The sequence below is a fragment of the Microbispora sp. CL1-1 genome (genome assembly GCF_012034195.1).
In the GTDB taxonomy this organism is placed as follows: Bacteria; Actinomycetota; Actinomycetes; order Streptosporangiales; family Streptosporangiaceae; genus Microbispora.
On record NZ_JAATEK010000071.1, the window covers coordinates 1 to 18,448 of the forward strand.

General features: G+C 72.8%; 19 protein-coding genes. 14 read left to right on the top strand and 5 right to left on the bottom strand.

Features of this window, described 5'->3' with window-relative positions; genetic code table 11:
* The 3 genes from HCK04_RS38805 to HCK04_RS38815 form a co-directional block, all read right to left on the bottom strand.
* Positions 1–1,387 (bottom strand): hypothetical protein (locus HCK04_RS38805; protein WP_142652515.1); only part of this gene is annotated, 1,387 nt, incomplete at its 3' end.
* A gap of 73 nt (positions 1,388–1,460) precedes the next feature.
* Positions 1,461–2,135 carry an HAD hydrolase-like protein gene (locus tag HCK04_RS38810; protein ID WP_168066617.1) on the bottom strand — a complete coding sequence of 225 codons (675 nt, stop codon included), beginning with the start codon at positions 2,133–2,135 and terminating at the stop codon, positions 1,461–1,463.
* 23 nt (positions 2,136–2,158) lie between these two features.
* Positions 2,159–3,301: an ROK family protein gene (locus tag HCK04_RS38815; protein ID WP_205831247.1), complete on the bottom strand. Its 1,143-nt coding sequence runs from the start codon at positions 3,299–3,301 to the stop codon at positions 2,159–2,161.
* A 105-nt stretch (positions 3,302–3,406) separates the two neighbouring features.
* Between HCK04_RS38815 and HCK04_RS38820 the strand changes: the two genes are divergently transcribed.
* The 14 genes from HCK04_RS38820 to HCK04_RS38885 all read left to right on the top strand — a co-directional run bounded on the left by HCK04_RS38820 (position 3,407) and on the right by HCK04_RS38885 (position 16,905).
* Complete coding sequence (locus HCK04_RS38820; RefSeq protein WP_142617678.1) at positions 3,407–4,135, top strand: amino acid ABC transporter ATP-binding protein; 729 nt, start codon at positions 3,407–3,409, stop codon at positions 4,133–4,135.
* Between the two features lie 22 nt (positions 4,136–4,157).
* A complete protein-coding gene (locus HCK04_RS38825; RefSeq protein ID WP_142652517.1) occupies positions 4,158–5,087 on the top strand; it encodes a glutamate ABC transporter substrate-binding protein in 930 nt (309 codons plus the stop codon).
* Positions 5,087–5,731 carry an amino acid ABC transporter permease gene (locus tag HCK04_RS38830; protein ID WP_142652518.1) on the top strand — a complete coding sequence of 215 codons (645 nt, stop codon included), beginning with the start codon at positions 5,087–5,089 and terminating at the stop codon, positions 5,729–5,731. Before HCK04_RS38825 ends, HCK04_RS38830 begins: the two co-directional genes overlap by 1 nt.
* Positions 5,728–6,561 carry an amino acid ABC transporter permease gene (locus HCK04_RS38835; RefSeq protein WP_142652519.1) on the top strand — a complete coding sequence of 278 codons (834 nt, stop codon included), beginning with the start codon at positions 5,728–5,730 and terminating at the stop codon, positions 6,559–6,561. The genes HCK04_RS38830 and HCK04_RS38835 overlap by 4 nt, the downstream gene beginning before the upstream one ends.
* Positions 6,548–7,498: an asparaginase gene (locus HCK04_RS38840; protein ID WP_142652520.1), complete on the top strand. Its 951-nt coding sequence runs from the start codon at positions 6,548–6,550 to the stop codon at positions 7,496–7,498. Before HCK04_RS38835 ends, HCK04_RS38840 begins: the two co-directional genes overlap by 14 nt.
* A 41-nt stretch (positions 7,499–7,539) precedes the next feature.
* Entirely contained in the window at positions 7,540–8,286 is a 747-nt protein-coding gene (locus HCK04_RS38845) for a copper homeostasis protein CutC (RefSeq protein ID WP_142652521.1), read from the top strand.
* A 91-nt stretch (positions 8,287–8,377) separates the two neighbouring features.
* Positions 8,378–9,094: a phospholipase gene (locus HCK04_RS38850; RefSeq protein ID WP_142652522.1), complete on the top strand. Its 717-nt coding sequence runs from the start codon at positions 8,378–8,380 to the stop codon at positions 9,092–9,094.
* A 40-nt stretch (positions 9,095–9,134) separates the two neighbouring features.
* Positions 9,135–10,037: a LysR family transcriptional regulator gene (locus HCK04_RS38855; RefSeq protein ID WP_142652523.1), complete on the top strand. Its 903-nt coding sequence runs from the start codon at positions 9,135–9,137 to the stop codon at positions 10,035–10,037.
* Positions 10,038–10,343: 306 nt separating this feature from the next.
* Complete coding sequence (locus HCK04_RS38860) at positions 10,344–12,059, top strand: ABC transporter substrate-binding protein (protein ID WP_142652524.1); 1,716 nt, start codon at positions 10,344–10,346, stop codon at positions 12,057–12,059.
* A 5-nt stretch (positions 12,060–12,064) separates the two neighbouring features.
* Entirely contained in the window at positions 12,065–13,003 is a 939-nt protein-coding gene (locus HCK04_RS38865) for an ABC transporter permease (RefSeq protein ID WP_260617559.1), read from the top strand.
* Complete coding sequence (locus HCK04_RS38870; RefSeq protein ID WP_142652525.1) at positions 13,000–13,857, top strand: ABC transporter permease; 858 nt, start codon at positions 13,000–13,002, stop codon at positions 13,855–13,857. The genes HCK04_RS38865 and HCK04_RS38870 overlap by 4 nt, the downstream gene beginning before the upstream one ends.
* Positions 13,854–15,677, top strand: coding sequence for an ABC transporter ATP-binding protein (locus tag HCK04_RS38875; protein WP_142652526.1), 1,824 nt, complete (start codon positions 13,854–13,856; stop codon positions 15,675–15,677). The genes HCK04_RS38870 and HCK04_RS38875 overlap by 4 nt, the downstream gene beginning before the upstream one ends.
* Entirely contained in the window at positions 15,674–16,453 is a 780-nt protein-coding gene (locus tag HCK04_RS38880) for an SDR family oxidoreductase (protein WP_142652527.1), read from the top strand. Before HCK04_RS38875 ends, HCK04_RS38880 begins: the two co-directional genes overlap by 4 nt.
* 26 nt (positions 16,454–16,479) lie before the next feature.
* Positions 16,480–16,905: an ester cyclase gene (locus tag HCK04_RS38885; protein WP_142652528.1), complete on the top strand. Its 426-nt coding sequence runs from the start codon at positions 16,480–16,482 to the stop codon at positions 16,903–16,905.
* Positions 16,906–17,032: 127 nt separating this feature from the next.
* On the opposite strand, the gene HCK04_RS38890 is transcribed toward HCK04_RS38885, so the two are convergent.
* Positions 17,033–17,488, bottom strand: a complete 456-nt coding sequence (locus HCK04_RS38890; protein ID WP_142652529.1) for an SDR family oxidoreductase — start codon at positions 17,486–17,488, stop codon at positions 17,033–17,035.
* The coding region (locus HCK04_RS38895) for an alpha/beta fold hydrolase (RefSeq protein WP_142652530.1) at positions 17,485–18,448 on the bottom strand (964 nt) is incomplete at its 5' end. The genes HCK04_RS38895 and HCK04_RS38890, both read right to left, overlap by 4 nt.

Sequence of the window (18,448 nt, forward strand, 5' to 3'; positions counted from 1 at the left end):
GCACGGTCGGGCCGCCGTTCCAGATCACGTCGTATCTGATCACCCCTGCGCTTCTCGGCCCGTCTGTGAAGGTGAACGTGCCGTCCTCCGCGGTCGTCACTTCGCGGGTGATTTCGGCGCTGTCGTTCACGTGGCGGGTCACCACGAGCGGCTGCTCACCCGGAGCCGACCCGTCGGGCATCGTGAGCCGGCCGGTCAGGGTGAGGACGTCGGCCCCGGTCCCGGTGGACGGAGCCGTCAGGGTCAGCGTGGACTCCGGGAGCGCGCCGGTTTCCAGCCGCCACAGGTGCAGATGGTGAGTAGCCAGGTCCTTCCACAGGGCGAAGAGGTCGTCACCCGAGAACGTGAGACTCTGCAGGTCCATAAAAGCGCCATGGTCCCTGAGCGTGCCGGTGTAGACCGGGGTCGTCGTCGCGCTGTCGTACACGGTCACGACCAGACCTGACTTGGTCCCGCGCCCGCCCGCGACGCGAGTTCCGTCCGGGCTGACCGCGATGACCGGCGCGTAGTAGCCGGAGGACGGATCCGGGCCGTAGGCGTGGACCTCTTGCAGACTGGTCGTGTCCCAGGCGAAGTATTCGGCCGAATTGAGGAATGCCGCGATGATGGTCGAACCGTCCGGTGTGATGGCGAGGTCTCCCAGGAAGCCCGCGTGGTAGTCGTGGCCGTCGATGATGCCGCGCAGGGTGGTATGGAACGCGTTCACGTCGTACACGCTCAGGGTGGCCGGGGAGAGCGCATCGCCGACCACCAGAGTATTTCCGGCGGCGGCGACCTTGGGGCTGGCATAGGTGGCTGCCACCCGGATCAGCCGTGATCGGTGTCCGGACGCCATGTCGATGCCGACGACACCGCCATCCCATTGGTCGCATCCGTATCCCACCCAGAGCCATCTGCCCGACAACGCCAAGTTCGTCGGGCATGGGTATTCGGCCAGGCTGATCTCCCGGGTGGTGTCGAGAGTGGCGGTGTCGAGCTCCATAATCTCGTTCAAATCGCGTAGCGCCACGTACAACCGTGTGCCGTCCGGTGTGATGGCAAGGCCCTGAATGCCGGGCAGGCTGAAGCCGGCGTTGCGCGTGCCGTTGGCGTTGACGACGAGGAGTTGGTCGTCCCCGGCGATGAAGGCCTTTCCTCCGCCCGCGACCACGTCACCGCCGCTCGTGATGCCCAGGTCGGTCGTGATGCCGGCGGCCGAGGCGGCCGGTGCCTGCACGACGAAAAGGCCGGCGGTCACCGCCAAAGCGGTTGCGAGGCAGGCCAGCAGCCGGGTGATTGACGACTTATGGAATCCGCCGCTCTCTTCGCGGGGCGACGAGCGCCCAGAAATTCCTGATTCCGATGTGCTGGAACGACTGGGACGTTTCGGAGGGAAAGTGATGATCACGAAAGTGATCTAGTCATGTCCATCCCGATCACGTCAAGGCGATTTCGCCTCGTACGCAGGCGTATTCGTGCGTTTACGACCCGCCGGGCGTATCCATTTCAGGGATGGCCGTTTGGGAGAGCACGTCGAGGATGCGTCGGGGCGTGTCCACAACGGCGATGAGGCCGGGATCGACGAACTCGGCCGCGTCGCCGAAACCCCAGGTGACGGCGATGCTCCGCACCCGGCAGGCGGCCGCGCCGGCGACGTCCTCCATGCGGTCGCCGATCATGACGGCGGCCTCGGGTGGAGCGCCGAGGACGTCGAGCGCGTGCCGGATGACGTCGGCCTTGTGCCGTCGTGACCCGTCGAGCGTCGCACCGGCGACGTACGTGAAGAAGCCGTCGAGCCCGAAGTGCACAAGGATCTTCTCGGCGTAGACGGCCGGTTTCGAGGTCGCCACCGCCAGGGTCCAGCCGCCGGCGACGAGCGCCTCCAGCACGGCGGGGATTCCCTCGATGACCTCGTTCTCGTACATCCCGTCGGTGTAGCGCTCCCGGTAGGCGCGCACCGCGTCGTCGACACGCTCCGGCGGCACGCCGAGCATGAGGAAGCCTTCCTGGAGGGGAGGGCCGATCATGGCGCGGAGCCGCTCGTGCTCCGCCTCCGGGACCCCGACGGCGGAAAGGGCGTGCCGCAGCGAGGCGACGATGCCGGTCTCGGGGTCGGTCAGCGTGCCGTCGAGGTCGAAGAGGCAGTATCGGGTCACGGCCGTCCGTTCGGGGTCGGTGGTCAGGCGAGCACGGCGTCGAGCAGCAAGGATCCGGCGCCGAGCAGGGCGGCGTCGGGTCCCGACCGCGTGGTGGAGATCTCCAGGTCGCGGGTGGCCAGCGGCAGGCACCGCTCGTACACGGCCGCGCGGATCGACGCGATCAGCGGCTCGGCCGGCGACAGGCTGCCGCCGACCACGATCGCGTCGGGGTTGATGAAGTTGACCAGCACGGTCAGCACCTCGCCGATGAGCCGCCCGGCGTTGCGGACGAGGGCGGTGGCCTCGGGCACCCCGTCCTCGACCAGCGCGACGACGTCGGACGGCCGCCGCACCTCGATGCCCTGCTCGTTGAGCACGCTCATGAGGGCCGCACCGCTGGCGTAGGCCTCAAGGCAGTCGTCGTGCCCGCAGGAGCAGGTGACCGACGAGTCGCTCCTGACCCGCACGTGGCTGATGTCGCCGGCGGCGCCCCGCCCCCGATGGAGGGTGCCGTTCACGATCACGCCGCAGCCGATGCCGCTGCCGGCCTTGAGCACCATCAGCGTCTCGCACTTCGGCCACGCCCTGGCCTCGCCGGCCGCCATGAGGTTGGCGTCGTTCTCCACGAGCACCGGCAGGTCGAAGTGCGCGCCGAGGCGCTCGGCGACGGGGAAGTTGTTCCAGCCGGGCATGCGCGAGGGTGCGACGACCCGGCCGGTCGCCGGGTCCACGGGACCGGGGATGCCCGTGCCGACCCCGCGCAGCGGGACCCCGGGCGGGCCGTGCGCGGCCAGCAGGTCCTCGAACGCGGCGGCCATCCAGTCGATGGTCGCCTCGGGGCCGTCCGCGATCTCGCAGGGGCGCTCCTCGACCACCAGCGGGGTGCCGCTGAGGTCGAGGAGGCCGAGGCGCGCGTGGTGGGCGCCCAGGTCGGCGACCGCGAGCAGTCCCGCGCTGGGGCTGAGCCGCAGCCGGCGTGGGCGCCGGCCGCCGCGGGAGGTGCCCGCGCCCTCCTCCACCAGCAGCCCGCTGCCGATCAGCTCTTCGACGCGCAACGAGACGCTGGAGGCCGCCAGGCCGGACAGGCGGGCGAGTTCCGCCCGCGACTCGGCGTGGCCGGCGGCGACGAGGCGCAGGAGGTCGCCCTGCGCCCCCCGCACCGGCAACCTCTCTTTGCCTGGCATAGGGGTAAGAGATACCACGGTGTGACTTTGTCCGCCAACGCGTTGACTTCGCCCAGAATCATCCATTACGGTCCGCCATAACTTCGATTTCGAAGGAAGATGGCGATGATTCGGGTACGAGGCCTCAACAAGTGGTTCGGTGACCACCACGTGCTGCACGACGTCGATCTCGACGTGGCGCGCGGCGAGGTCGTGGTGGTGATCGGGCCCTCCGGGTCCGGCAAGTCGACGCTGTGCCGGTGCCTCAACCGGCTGGAGGCGGCCGACTCGGGCGAGGTCCTCGTGGACGGCGTCCCCGTGCCCGCCGAGGGCCGCGCGCTGGCCCGGCTGCGGGCCGACGTGGGGATGGTCTTCCAGAACTTCAACCTCTTCCAGCACAAGACCGTGCTGGAGAACGTGATGCTCGCGCCGATGAAGGTGCGCGGCGTGAGCCGCGCCGAGGCCGAGCGGACCGCCCACGAGCTGCTGGCCAGGGTGGGCATCGCCGAGCAGGCGGGCAAGCAGCCCGCCCGGCTGTCGGGCGGTCAGCAGCAGCGCGCGGCCATCGCCCGCGCGCTGGCCATGCGGCCGAAGGTCATGCTCTTCGACGAGCCCACCTCGGCGCTCGACCCGGAGATGGTCGGCGAGGTCCTCGACGTGATGACGGGCCTGGCCGCCGACGGCATGACCATGGTCGTCGTCACCCACGAGATGGGCTTCGCGCGCCGCGCGGCCGACCGCGTGGTCTTCATGGACGGCGGCCGGATCGTCGAGACGGGGGAGCCGAACGCCTTCTTCGACTCCCCTCGGACCGATCGGGCCAGGGACTTCCTGGCCAAGGTACTCACGCACTGATCGCAAAGGATGGTGGACCCCGATGGTGTCCATTAAGCGGGTGGCCGCTGTCGCCGCCGTGGCGATGGCCGGCCTGACGGCCTGTGCCGGGACGGACTCGGCGAGCTCCGCCGTGCCGGGCGCGGCCCCGAGTGAGGGCGGCGGGAGCGGCGTGATCGCCAAGGCTCCGGTGGCCGCCGCCGCGGACATCCTGCCCGGCTCGACGATGGAGAAGATCAAGCAGCGCGGCGAGCTCATCGTCGGCGGCTCGCTCGACGCGCCGCTGCTGTCCCAGCAGAACCCGGCCACCGGCGAGGTGGAGGGCTTCGACGCCGACCTCGGCAAGGCGCTGGCCAAGTACATCATCGGGCAGCCGAAGGTCAAGATCGTCAACTCGGCGTCCGAGACCCGCGAGGCGCTGCTGAGCAACGGCACCGTCGACGTGGTCTTCCAGACCTACACGATCACGCCGGAGCGGGCCGAGCAGGTCGCCTTCGCCGGGCCCTACTACTCCTCGGGCCTGTCCATCGCGGTCAAGAAGGGCACGACGGGGATCTCCTCGCCGCAGGACCTGAACGGCAAGACCGTCATCGCCGGGGCCAACACCCCCGCGATCCCCGAGATCAAGAAGCTCGCTCCGCAGGCGAAGATCATCACCTTCGGCGGCGACCCCGAGTGCGTCCAGGCGCTCAAGCAGGACCGCGGCGTGGCCTACGTGCAGGACGAGACGCTGCTCGTCGCCGACGCCAAGAAGGACCCCGAGCTGGAGATCGTCACCAAGCCGTTCACCCAGGACCCGTACGGCATCGGGCTCAAGCACGGCGACGACCAGTTCAAGTCGTTCGTCAACGACTGGCTGAAGAAGATCCAGGCCGACGGCGTCTGGCAGGACATCTGGAAGAACTCCCTCGGCACGGTCGTGCAGGGTGAGGCCCCCACGCCGCCCGAGATCGGCTCGGTGCCGGGTTCCTGATGTCGGCACTGCTTGATCACCTGCCCGAGTTCTGGCAGGGGCTGGTCGTGACCCTCCAGATGACCGCGGCGTCCTTCGTGGGCGCCGCGGTCGTGGGGCTCGTGATCGTGGCGATGCGGGTCGGGCCGGTCCCGGTGCTGCGCGCGGTCGCGACGGTCTACGTCGAGACCCTGCAGAACCTCCCGCTGCTCGTGCTGCTCGTGCTCGCGGTCTTCGGCCTGCCCGAGATCGGGCTCAAGGCCGGCCTGACCACCACGGCCATCGTGGTGATCGCGCTGTACGAGGGCGCCTACATCGCCGAGGCCCTCCGTTCGGGCGTCAACGCGATCTCCGCCGGTCAGGGCGAGGCGGCCCGCGCCCTGGGGCTGACGTTCGGCCAGTCGCTGCGCCACGTCGTGCTGCCCCAGGCGCTGCGGACCGTCGTGCAGCCGATCGGCAACATCTTCATCGCGCTCACGATGAACACCTCGCTCGCGGCGGCCGTGGGCGTGGTCGAGCTGACCGCCGCCGCCAACCGGGTGAACCTGCTGGAGGCGCAGCCCATCCCGATCTTCGTGGGGGCGGGCCTGGCGTACGCCGCGATCGCCGCCTGCGCCGGGTTCGTGACCGGGCGGCTCGAACGGCGGCTGGCGGTGGCGCGATGAGCAACCTGCTGTTCGACGAGCCGGGCCCGCGCGCCCGCCGTCGCATCCGCCTCGCCACCATCGCGGGCGTGCTGGTGCTGCTCGCCCTGCTGGCCCTGGCCCTGCGCCAGTTCGCCGCCAACGGGCAGCTCGCCGCCGAGCGCTGGCAGCCGTACGCGACCTGGCCGATGTGGCGCTACCTGCTCGGCGGGCTGTGGTCCACCGCGCTGGCCGCCGTCGTGGCCGCCGCGCTCTCGATGGCGGCCGGGATCGCCCTCGCGCTCGGACGGCTGTCGCGGCGCCGGGCGATCCGCCTGCCGTCCGCCGCGTACGTCGAGGCCGTGCGGACCATCCCGGCCCTGCTGCTGGTCTACCTCGTGCTGTTCGCGCTGCCGAGATATGGCCTCGACCTGCCGCTGTTCTGGAAGCTCGTGGTGCCGCTCTCCGTGTCGAACGCGGCGCTGTTCGCCGAGGTCTTCCGGGCCGGGATCATGTCCGTGGAACGGGGACAGGGCGAGGCCGCCCTCGCCCTCGGGCTCACCCAGGGGCAGTCGATGCGCCTGGTCGTGCTGCCGCAGGCGGCCCGCCGGGTGCTGCCCTCGCTGGTCAGCCAGTCGGTCGGCCTGCTGAAGGACACCTCGCTCGGGTTCGTCGTCAGCTACGCCGAGCTGCTCTACAGCGGCAAGGTCCTGGCCAACTACAACGGCCTGCTCATCCAGACGTACATCGTCGTCGCGCTGGTCTACCTCGTGGTCAACGCGTCGCTGTCCGCGCTCGCCCGCTCCCTCGACCGCTCCGTGGCGGGCGGGGGCGGCCCGCGCAGGAGGAAGATCACTCGTGTCCCTCGCTGAATACGCCCCGCTCGCGGAGGTCGTGCGGTCCGGTTTCGTGGAGAGCGTCCACTTCGGCAGCGTGGTCGCGCTGTCGGCGGGCGGCGAGGTCGCCGTGGCGCGCGGCTCGGTGGACGCGCCGGTGCTGCCGCGCTCGTCGGCCAAGCCGTTCCAGGCTCTCGCCTGCCTGCTCGCCGGGGCCCACCTGCAGGGCCCCGCGCTCGCCATCGCCGCCGGCAGCCACACGGGGGAGGACTTCCACGTGCGGCTCGTTGCAGAGATGCTCGCCGAGGCCGGGCTCGGCTTCGACGACCTGCGCTGCCCGCCCGACTGGCCGGAGGACGAGGACACCCGGCAGGCCCTGATCCGGGCCGGTCTCGGACCGTCGCGGGAGCGGATGAACTGCTCCGGCAAGCACGCCGCGATGCTCGCCGCCGCCGTGGCCGCGGGCGCGCCTGCCGACGGCTACCTCGACCCCGGCCACCCCGTGCAGGAACGGGTCAGGTCGGTCGTGGAGGAGCTGTCGGGGGAGAAGGCCGCCCACGTCGCCGTCGACGGCTGCGGCGCCCCGCTGTTCGGGATCTCCCTGACCGGCCTGGCCCGCGCCGTACGCGCCATGGCCGTGTCCCCGCAGGGCACGCCGCCGCGCGCGGTCGCCGACGCCATGCGGGCCCACCCGGAGTACGTCGGCGGGACCGGCCACCTGAACACCCGCCTGATGCGGGCGCTGCCCGGCGCCGTGGTGAAGGGCGGCGCCGAGGGGGTGCTGGTCGTGGCGCTCGCCTCCGGGCACGCGGCGGCCGTCAAGGCGATCGACGGCGGCCCCCGGGCGACGACCGCGATCGCGCTCGCCGCGCTGCGGGCCGCGGGCGCCGACGTCTCGGCGGCGGCCGAGTTCACGACCGTCCCGGTGCTGGGCGGGGGAGTCCCCGTCGGCGAGATCAGTGCTGTTTTCTGAGCGGCCGCTTTCCGCGCGGCGGCTTTCGTGATGGGGGAGAGATGAGCCTGACGTACGAGATCTGCATCGACAGCACGGCCGGGGCGCTGGCCGCCGAGCGTGCGGGCGCGCACCGCGTGGAGCTGTGCGCCGCGCTGTTCGAGGGCGGCCTGACGCCCACCCTGGGCACGGTCGAGGCCACGCTCGCGGCCGTCTCGGCGATCCGGGTCCACGTGATCATCCGCCCGCGCGGCGGCGACTTCGTCTACGACGAGTACGAGGTCGCGGCCATGGTCCGCGACGTGGCGGCGGTGCGCGACGCCGGGGCGCAGGGCGTGGTGATCGGCGTGCTAACCCCGGAGGGGGAGGTGGACGTCGAGGTGGCCAAGCGGCTGATCGACGCCGCAGGCGGGCTCTCGGTCACCTTCCACCGGGCCTTCGACATGACGGCCGACCCGTTCGCCGCGCTGGAGACCCTCGCCGGCCTGGGGATCGACCGGGTGCTCACCTCCGGCCAGGACAGCTCGGCCCTGGAGGGCGCACCGCTGATCGCCGAGCTGGTGCGGCGGGCGGGCGACCGGCTGGTCGTCATGCCGGGAGGCGGCATCACCCCGCGCAACGTGAGCCGGGTGGTCGAGGCGACCGGGGCCGGGGAGGTCCACTTCGCCGCCCTGGTGGACGAGCCCAGCCCGGCCGTCCACCGCAACCCGTACCCCTTCATGGGCGGTGAGCTGCGCCAGCCCGAGTACGTCCGCCGGGTCACCTCGCCCGCGCTGGTCGCCGAGGTGATCGCCGCCACGCGCGGCTGAAGCCGGAGCCGTGATCGCGCGGCCGAAGCCGGGCCGTGACGCGGTGACCCGCGGGCAGGAGGGGTAAATCCTGGGCGGGGGGTGATGGCCGATGGGCACGCCGGAGCGCAGCCGGCCCCATCCGGGGCCCGAGGAGGGCGTGCGGCACGGCCGGTTGTCCGCCCGCCCGGTGGCCGTCGCACGGACGGCCTCCCCTCTGGAGCCGGGGGTGCACCGCCTGGACGGGCGCGCCCTGTTCGCCGTGCCGCCCTCCCCGGCGGCCGGGCCGTCCCCGCTCGCCGTCGTGCTGCACGGCGCGGGCGGCACGGCGGAGGAGGCGCTGGAGTGGCTGCTTCCCCACGCGTCGGAGCTCGGCGTGCTGCTGCTCGCGCCGCAGGCCGTCTCCGCCACCTGGGACGTCATCGTCGGCGGATACGGCGCGGACGTCTCCAGGATCGACGCCGCGCTGGAGGAGGCGTTCGCCCGTGCGCCGGTCGCGGTCGGCAAGGTGGCCGTGGCCGGTTTCTCCGACGGCGCCTCCTACGCCCTGTCGCTGGGGCCGGCCAACGGCGACCTGTTCGGGGCCGTGCTCGCGTTCTCCCCGGGGTTCATGGTGCCGATGATCCGGCACGGCCGTCCCCGGATCTTCGTCTCGCACGGCGTCTCCGACCGCGTGCTGCCGATCGGCGAATGCAGCAGGCGGCTCGTCCCCGAGCTGCGGGAGAGCGGCTACGAGGTGACGTACGAGGAGTTCCGCGGCGGGCACCAGGTGCCGCCGGAGATCGCGGCCGCGGCCGTCCGCTGGTGGACCGGAGGTTCACAGCCCTAATTCTATGTAGGTAAAGTGGGTTTTAGGCTATGATGCGGCCATGGGAGCATTGCTCGATCTCGTGCAACTGCGAACTTTCGTGGCCATCGCCGAGTGCGGCGGCTTCGGGCGGGCCGCATCCGCCCTGCGGACCAGTCAGCCGACGGTAAGCCAGCATGTCCGGTCGCTGGAACGCGTCATCGGGCAGCCTCTGGTCGAGCGGACCGGCCGGTCGACCCGCTTCACGCTCGCGGGCGAGGCGCTGCTGGTTGAGGCGCGGCGGCTGCTCGCCGTGCACGACGAGGCGATGGGCCGCCTCGGCGCCGAGCGCCGGGCCGCCCTGAGCGTGGGCGCGGTCGAGCACGCGGGATGCGGGGCGCTGCCCGACCTCCTGGGCGCCCTGATGGCCGCGCTCCCGGCGCAGGACGTCGTGTTCAGGCTGGACCGCAGCACCACGCTGGCGGAGGCCACCATGCGCGGCACGCTCGACATGGCGCTGATCCTCGGTGTGGTGCCGAATGCCGGAGGCAGGCAGGTCGCCACGCTGCCGCTGCGCTGGCTCGGCGCCCCGGGCTGGTTCCTCCCGCAGCCGGACCGCCCGGTGCCGCTGGTCGCCTTCCAGGAGCCGTGCTCGCTCCGCGCGCAGGCCGTACGCGTGCTGGAGCGTCTCGGCTGGTCCGTACGCATCACGACGGAGGCCACCAACCTCGAAGGGGTGCTGGCGGCGGCCCGCGCGCGCCTCGGCCTCGCCCTGCTGCCCACCGCGTACGGCGTTCCGGACGGCCTGGAGGAGATCGCGCCGCTTCCTCGGCAGGAGGCCATCGGGCTGCGCCTGGTGAGCCGGCAGGGGCTGGACCCGGCGATCGGGGAGCGGGCGGGCGAGGCCCTCGAAGCGTTCTTCTCGTCCGTCACGCGTTTGTCCGGATCGCGTTCCGAACAGGTTTCCATTGGAAATTCGAATTGATATCGATCGGCGTTTACAATCGGTCGCGATAATGATGCTTTCATATTGACCGGCCCGCTCGGATATGGTGTGATCTAGCCGCCGCTCGAAAATTCGATTTCGCTGGCGGTCGTTTTCCGGGTCTCCGGGGTTCGGGCCGGCCAATGCGGAGGGCCTGTACGAAGGGCCGGTGCAGAGGCCGGCGCGGAGGGCGAGTGCGGCGGGGTGGTGCGGTCCCGCCGCACCACCCCGTCTCCGGCGCTTCCGCACGCCCGTATCCCCGTGGTGTCCCCTTGTGCCCCATTGCGCGACAGAGAAGGTTCCGCCATGTCACTGAGCGACGACACCGCCACCCGCGTCGACGACGGGCCGGTCAGGAAGAGGCGCAGCCTGCGCTCCAGACGCCCGGCCGTCCTGGGGGCGGTCCTGGCGGTGATCGCCGTCGCCGCAGTCGTCCTGGTCGTCTCGGCAGGCGGCGGGGACGAGCGGCCGGCCGTCCGGGCCGCGGGCGGAGGCCCGGTGGCAGGCGGCACCCTCACCTACGCCCTGGCCGGCACGCAGGTGTCGCTCGACCCGGCCGTCGCGGCCACCGCGGTGACCGGCCTGATCGACCGCAACATCTTCGACTCGCTGGTCGCGCAGACCGGTCCGGACACCTTCGCGCCCTGGCTCGCCACCAAGTGGACCGTGTCCGGCGACGGGAAGACCTACACGTTCACGCTCAGGGAGGGCGTCACCTTCCACGACGGCACGCCGTTCACCGCCGAGGCCGTGAAGGCGAGCCTCGACCACGTCGTGGACCCGGCGACCAAGTCGGCCTACGCCGCCTCGCTGATCGCGCCGTACGAGAAGTCGCGGGTGGTGAGCGACCATGTCGTCGAGGTGACGCTGAAGCGGCCGTTCACCCCGTTCCTACAGGCGCTGTCGGTGCCGTACCTGGGCATCCAGAGTCCGGCGGCGCTCGCGAAGCCCGTCGCGGACTACCGGCCGGTCGGCACCGGACCGTTCTCCTACGTCTCCTGGGAGAAGGACAAGCGCGTCACGCTGCGCAAGAACGCCGGTTATGCCTCGCCGCCCGCCGGCGCGTCCCATGAGGGCGCGGCCTACCTCGACACCCTGGTGTTCGAGTTCGTCCCCGAGGACGCCACCCGGTGGGGCGCCCTCACGAGCGGGCAGGTGCAGGCGATCGCCGGCGTCCCTCCGGTGAACGCGGGAAAGCTGCGGTCCCTCCCCGGGTTCGCGCTGAATTCCCAGGAGACGCCGGGCCTGAATTACAACCTCTATCTGAACCAGACCCGCGGGCCGCTGCGGGACGTGCGGGTGCGGCGCGCCCTTTCGGCCGCCGTGAACGTCGAGGAACTCGTGCGCAACATTTATTTCGGGCATTTCCCGGTCGCGCGCAATCCGCTCAGCCGCACCACCGCGTCGTACGACCCGACGGCCGAGAGCGAACTGGCGTCGTACGACCCGGACGCGGCGAGGCGGCTGCTCGACGAGGCGGGCTGGACGAAGACGGACGCCGACGGCTACCGCGTCAAGGACGGCAAGACCCTCACCCTCGTCTGGCCCTACTGGGCGGAGGGCAACAAGGAGCAGCGCGACGTTCTCGCCGAGGGCATCCAGGCGCAGGCCAAGCAGGTCGGCATCAAGATCGAACGGCCGGCCGTGGACACCGGGGCCTTCGTCGCCAAGTACCTCATCGGGGGCGGCTACGACCTGGTGGACGTCAGCTTCGCCCGGCCCACGCCCGACGTGCTGCGCTTCGCGTTCGCCTCGGGCAACACCTACGCCAAGGCCGGCGGCAACGTCGCGCTGGTGGACTCGCCGCAGATCGACAGGTGGGTGGAGGAGGCGGCGGAGACATCCGACCCGGCCACGGCGGACAAGGATTACGCCGCCGTGCAGCGCGAGGTGCTCCGGCAGGCGTACGTGCTGCCGCTCTACACTCCCGTGCAGCTCACCGCCTTCTCGGCGAAGGTGCGCGGCGTCGCCTTCGACGCCCAGACCTACCCGGTCTTCCACAGCGCCTGGCTGGGGGACTGATCCCGGTGGCTCCGCTGGCCATCCGGCTGGCCCGCAGGCTGGCGCTGACCCTGTTCGTGCTGTGGGGCGCGGCGACGCTGGCCTTCGCCGGCATGCGGCTGGTGCCGGGCGACCCCGCCCGGATCATCGCGGGCGGGGTCCAGGCCAACGCCACTCCCGAGGTGCTCGACGCCATCCGCGACCAGTACGGCCTGCGCGAGCCGGTCGGCGTGCAGTACGTCCTGTTCCTCGGCCGCCTCCTGCGTGCCGACCTCGGCGGCTCCTACCAGCTCGGCCGGCCGGTGAGCAGCGTGATCGGCGAGCAGCTCGGCTCCACCCTGTCGCTCGCGACGGGGGCGGCGGTCCTCGGCTTCTGCCTCGCGGTCGCGCTGGCCCTGCTCACGGCCGGCAGGCCGCGCGCACGGGCGATCTCCCGGGTCCTGGAGTTCTGCTCGATCTCGACGCCGAACTTCTGGATCGGCATCCTGCTGCTGGCCGCCTTCTCCTTCCGCCTGCGCTGGTTCCCCGTGCTCGGCGACGAGGGAGCGGCCGCGCTGGTGCTTCCGTGCGCGGCGCTCGCGCTGCCCATCGCCGGCGTGCTGGCCCAGGTGACCAGGGAGGGGCTCGAACGCGCTCTCGACCAGCCGTTCGCCCTGACCGCCAGGTCGAGGGGCGCCACCGAGAACCGCATCCGCGCGCGCCACGCGCTGCGGCACGCCGCGCTGCCGGTGCTCACGCTCTCCGGCTGGGTGCTCGGCGAGCTCCTCGCCGGGACCGTCGTCGTGGAGACCGTCTTCGCCCGCCAGGGCCTCGGCCACGTCGTGGTGGCGGCGGTGCGCGGCCGGGACTTTCCCGTCGTGACCGGCGTGGTCGTGCTCTCCGCGCTCACGTTCTCGCTGATCAACATCGGGCTCGACCTGCTCTACGGGCTGGTCGACCCCCGCGTCCGGGAGGCCGCCGCATGACCGCCCCGGCCTCGTACGGCCCGGCGGCGCTCCCGCGCCTGCGGGTGGGGGCCGCGCAGGCCGGCGTGGCGCTGGCCGCCGCGTTCTTCGCGCTCGTCTGCCTCGCCGCTCTCGCCCCCGGCCTGTTCGCCCACGGCCCTGACCAGGTGAACCCGGCCCTCGCGCTGCGCGACCCGATGCCGGGCCACCCGCTCGGCACCGACCAGCTCGGCCGCGACGTGCTGGCCCGGCTGGTCTTCGGTGCCCGGCCGTCGCTGCTGGTCGGCGTCGGCTCGACGCTGCTGGCCGGGCTCGCCGGCTCCGCCTGGGGCCTGCTGGCGGCGCTGGGCGGCCGCCTCGTGGGCGAGGCGGCCATGCGGCTGGCCGACGTGCTGCTGTCGTTCCCGGCCATCCTGATGGCCCTGCTCGTCGTGGCCGTCCTCGGGCCGGGCACACGCAACGCCGTCCTGGCCATCACGGTGGCGCTCGCGCCGGGCTTCGCCCGAGTCGTCCGCGCGCAGGCGCTCGTGGTCCGCGGCTCGGCGTACGTGCGGGCCGCGGTCAACCTGGGGCTGACGCCGGGGAGGATCCTGCTGCGGCACATCGCGCCCAACGTCGTCGCGCCGCTGCTGATCCTGGCCACGATCAACGTGGGCACCGCGCTCATCGCCGGTGCCTCGCTGAGCTTCCTCGGGCTAGGTCCGCAGCCGCCCGCCCCCGAGTGGGGGGCGATGCTCGCGCAGGCACGCGACTACCTCGACGCGAGCTGGACCCTGGCCCTGTTCCCGGGGGCCGCCATCACGCTGACCGTCATGTCCGCCACCGTCGTGGGGCGGGCCCTGCAGGCCCGTTACGAAGGGCGGGAGGCCGGATGACCGAGGCACCCCTGCTGGAGGTCGCCGGGCTGTCGGTGGACTTCGCCACCCGGCGCGGCGTGGTCCGGGCCGTACGAGACGTCGACCTGTCCCTGCGTGCGGGGGAGTGCCTCGCGGTCGTGGGCGAGTCGGGCTCGGGCAAGAGCGTCACCGCCCGGGCGCTGCTCGGTCTCGCCGGCACGGGCGCGCGGGTGCGGGCGCGGACGCTGTCCTTCGAGGGGCGCGACTTGCGCCGGCTGAGCGGCCGCGAGTGGCGGCGGCTGCGCGGGCGTCGCATCGGCTACGTCCTGCAGGACGCGCTGACCTCGCTCGACCCGCTTCGCCGGGTCGGGCACGAGGTGGCGGAGGCACTGGAGGTGCACGGCCTGGCGGACCGCGACGACCTCGACGACCAGGTGATCGGGCTGCTCGCGGAGGCGGGCGTGCCCGATCCCGACGTGCGGTTCCTGCAGTATCCGCACGAGCTGTCCGGCGGCCTGCGGCAACGGGCGCTGATCGCCTCCGCGATCGCCGCCCGGCCGTCGCTGCTGGTCGCGGACGAGCCCACCACGGCCCTCGACGTCACCGTGCAGGCGCAGGTGCTCGACCTGCTCAGGGCACGCGTGCGGGCGGGCACGGCGGTGCTGCTCATCAGCCACGACCTGGCGGTCGTGGCCCGGCTCGCCGACCAGGTCTCCGTCATCTACGCCGGGCTCGTCGTGGAACGGGGACCGGCGGACGCGCTGCTGCGGGCCCCCGCCCATCCCTACACCGCCGACCTGCTGGCCGCCGTGCCCGCCGTGGACGGTCCGGCGCGGGAGCTGCCCCTCGTCCGCACCGGCCCTCCCGCCGCCGGCGGCTGCCCGTACGCGCCGCGCTGCGCGCTGGCCGACGACCGCTGCCGTGCCGAGCCGCCGCCGCCCGTGCCGTACGGGCCGGGCCGGGAGGTCCGCTGCTTCCACGCGGACCGGGAACGGCCCGTCCCCGCTTCAGGTGCGGCGGCGGCGCCGCCCCGGGTGAAGGACCACGCGGTCGTCTCGGTGCGGGGGGTGACCAAGCGGTACCGCTCCCCGGGCGGCTCGTGGCGTACGGCGGTGGACGACGTCTCATTCGACCTGCGCGCGGGCGAGGCGCTGGGCCTGGTCGGCGAGTCGGGGTCGGGCAAGAGCACCACCGCACGGATCGTGCTTGCCGAGATCGCCCCCGACGCCGGAACCGTGCTGCTGGACGGCGAGGCGTGGAGCGTGCCGCGGGAGCGCGACCGGCGCGCCCGCCGCTCTCGTATCCAGCTCGTCGACCAGGACCCGCTCAGCTCGTTCGACCCGCGGTTCACGGTCGAGCGGGTCGTCGGGGAGGCGGTGCCGGGAAGGATGTCGCGCCGCCTGCGGCGCGACCGGGTCGCCGGGCTGCTCGCCGAGGTCGGGCTGGACGACGCCCTGCTGGACCGGCGCCCCGCCCAGTTGAGCGGCGGCCAGCGGCAGCGGGTGGCGCTCGCGCGGGCGCTCGCCCCGCGTCCCGAGGTGATCGTCTGCGACGAACCGGTCTCGGCGCTCGACGTCACCGTCCAGGCGCAGATCCTGGCCCTGCTCGCCCGGCTGCGGCGCGAGGCCGGGGTGGCGCTGCTGTTCATCTCCCACGACCTGGGCGTCGTCCGCCAGGTCTGCGACCGGGTGGCGGTGATGAAGGACGGCGCCCTGGTCGAGACCGGCGACGTCGCGGACGTCTTCCGCGCCCCGCGTGCCGCCTACACCGCCGAGCTGCTCGCCGCCGTCCCGAGGATCGACGTGGGGTGGACGACGGAACGAGCCGCACCCGCTATGAATCTGGAGGGCCTGCCATGACCTCACCCATCCCCGGCCCGCGCGTCGTCCTCGTGACCGGCGCCGGCTCGGGCATCGGCCGGGCGACCGCCGAGCTGTACGCCGAGCGCGGCGTCGCCGTGCTCGCCGTGGACCGCGACGAGCACGCGCTCAAGGAGCTCGCCACGCTCGACCGCGTGGTGACGCTGGCCGGCGACGTGTCCCTGGAGGAGACCAACGTGGCCGCGGTCGCGCTGGCGGAGCGGGAGTTCGGCCGGCTCGACGCGGTCGTGCTCAACGCCGGCATCGGCGGCACCCGGCCCTGGGAGTCGCCCGGCGCGGTGGAGGCCGCCGACCGCATCCTCGCCGTCAACCTCCGGGGTCCGATCCTGGGCATCTGGGCCGCCGCGCCCGCGCTGCGGGCGGCGGGAGGCGGTGCGATCGTCGTCACCGCCTCCGTCGCCGGACTGCGCGGCGACCCCGGCAACTGGGCCTACAACGCCTCGAAGGGCGCGGTGATCAATCTCGTCCGCGCCGCGGCCATCGACCACGCGCCCGACGGCATCCGGGTCAACGCACTCGCCCCCGGGCTCACCTGGACGCGGATCAACGCGGGCGTCCGCCAGGACCCGGTGCTCACCGCCGAGATCGAGCGCCGAGTGCCGCTTCAGCGGTTCGCCGAGCCCCGCGAGCAGGCCGAGGCCGTCTGGTTCCTCACCTCGCCCGCCGCGTCGTACGTCACCGGGACCACGCTGGTCGTCGACGGCGGTCTCGACGCGAGCCTCGGAATCCTCCCGCTGCCGGCCGTACGCCGGTGACCCTCGCACAGAGAAGGAGACCACTCATGAGCACGACGGAGACGAGCACCACGGAGATCAACCGCGCGGTGGCCAGACGCTTCTACGAGGAGGTCGTCTCGCAGGGCCGGCTCGATGTCCTCGACGAGATCGTCGCCGACGACGCGTCGGACGCGGCCGGGCCCGCCGGGGGCGACCTGGGGCGTGCCGGATTCGTCCAGCACATCACCTGGCTGCGCTCGGCGGTCGAGGGCGTGACCGCGACCGTGACGGACACCGTCGCCGAGGGCGACCGGGTCGTCGTCTACTGGACCATCGAGGGGGTCCAGCGCGGCGAGGTGTTCGGCGCCCCGCCGAGCGGACGCCGCTTCACCGGCCAGAGCATCAGCACGATCCGGTTCCGCGACGGGCGGATCGTCGAGTACGAGGTGCTCCCCGACCGGCTGGGCATCGTGCAGCAGCTCATCGGCTGAAGCCGGAAGTGGGTCGCGGGCGCTTCCCTTCCCGCGGGCGGGGAACGCGTCCAAGCCGGACACGACCGCCTCCTGTTCGCGTGGACCGCGGGCCGATCGGTGATTCAGCGATGACGAATATGGCGCGTTACGTCGCGTTGTAGGCCCAGACGCCCGGGTCGCCGGCCAGCCCCGACACCGACGCGGTCAGCACGATCGCGCCGCCGCGCCGGGAGCGCAGCACCGGCGCGGCGGCACGGGCGCCGAGCACCGGGCCGCGCAGGTTGACCGCGACCATGCGGTCGAACCGCTCCACCGCGCCGGGAGCCTCCAGCGGAGGCGTGCCGCCGATGCCCGCGTTGAGCACCACTGTGCCGAGGCTCCCGAAGCGATCGAGCGTGAGGCGGACGGCCGCCTCGTTGACGGCCTCCTCCGCCACATCCCCGGCCGGCGGCACGATCCCGGGGGTCCGCGCGAGGTCGGCCGGCGGCGGCTCGGCGAGGTCGACCGCGACCACGCCGTAGCCGCGCTCGGCGAACAGCTCCGCGACCGCCCGCCCGATGGCCGCCGCCGCACCGGTGACGACGGCCGCAGGCCGTGTCACGCCGCGGGCTCCTCGATTCTGAGCGTGCCGATCCAGGCGCGGATCGCCTCCGCGGTCGTGCCCGCGTGCTCCTCCAGCGTGGTGAAATGATCGCCGGGGATGTCGACGGCATCGTGCGGCACCGGCCAGTACGCCTTCCAGCGGGCCGGGTCGTCCGCCTCGATCGTGGTACCGCGCAGCGGCTCGACGGCACGCAGCAGCAGGATCGGGGCGTCCACCGGCTTCGGCTGCCAGCCGATGAACAACCGGTTGTAGACGCCCATCGTCGTCAGCCTCGTGTCGTGGAGCGTCATGTCGAACCGGTCGATGCGTTCGAGCATGCCGCCGATCATCGCGCCCTGCCACCAGCCCATGCCGTCCTGGGCGGAGGCGTCGATCGGGTAGCTGTCGATCAGCGCCAGCCCGGCCGGCCGCAGGCCCTGCTCCTCCAGGGCCACCGTGACGGCGTGCGCCACACAGCCGCCCATGGAGCGGCCCACGACGACGAACGGCTCGTCGCCCACGCATTCGCGCAGGCCCTCGACGTTCATCTGGATCAGCGTCTCCAGCGAGTCGGGCAGCGCGTCGTCCTCCCCGTCGGTGAATCCCGGGGACGGCACCACGTACACGTTCCGGTCGTCGCGGAAGGCCTGGCCGAACCGGGAGTACTCGTGCGGCCCGGAGATCGCGCTGAGCGCGGGGAAGCAGACCACGGAGACCCCGCCGGGTCCCGTCGCCAGCCTCACCGGCGGCAGCGCGTACCGGTCCCGGTCCTGCGCACCGAAGTGGCTCCGCGCGTGCGACGCCGCCACCAGCAGTTGTGCTGCCTCGTCGTGCTTGCCCGTCTCGTGCATCCGCCGGTGCAGGGCGGCCAGACCACCGCCGGACCCCGCGTCCGTACGGCGGGCCGGTCCGGCCGGGCCGCTCGCCAGGCCGGGCAGCTCCCGGTCGAGGTACGCCGCGATGGCGCGGGGGGTGGGG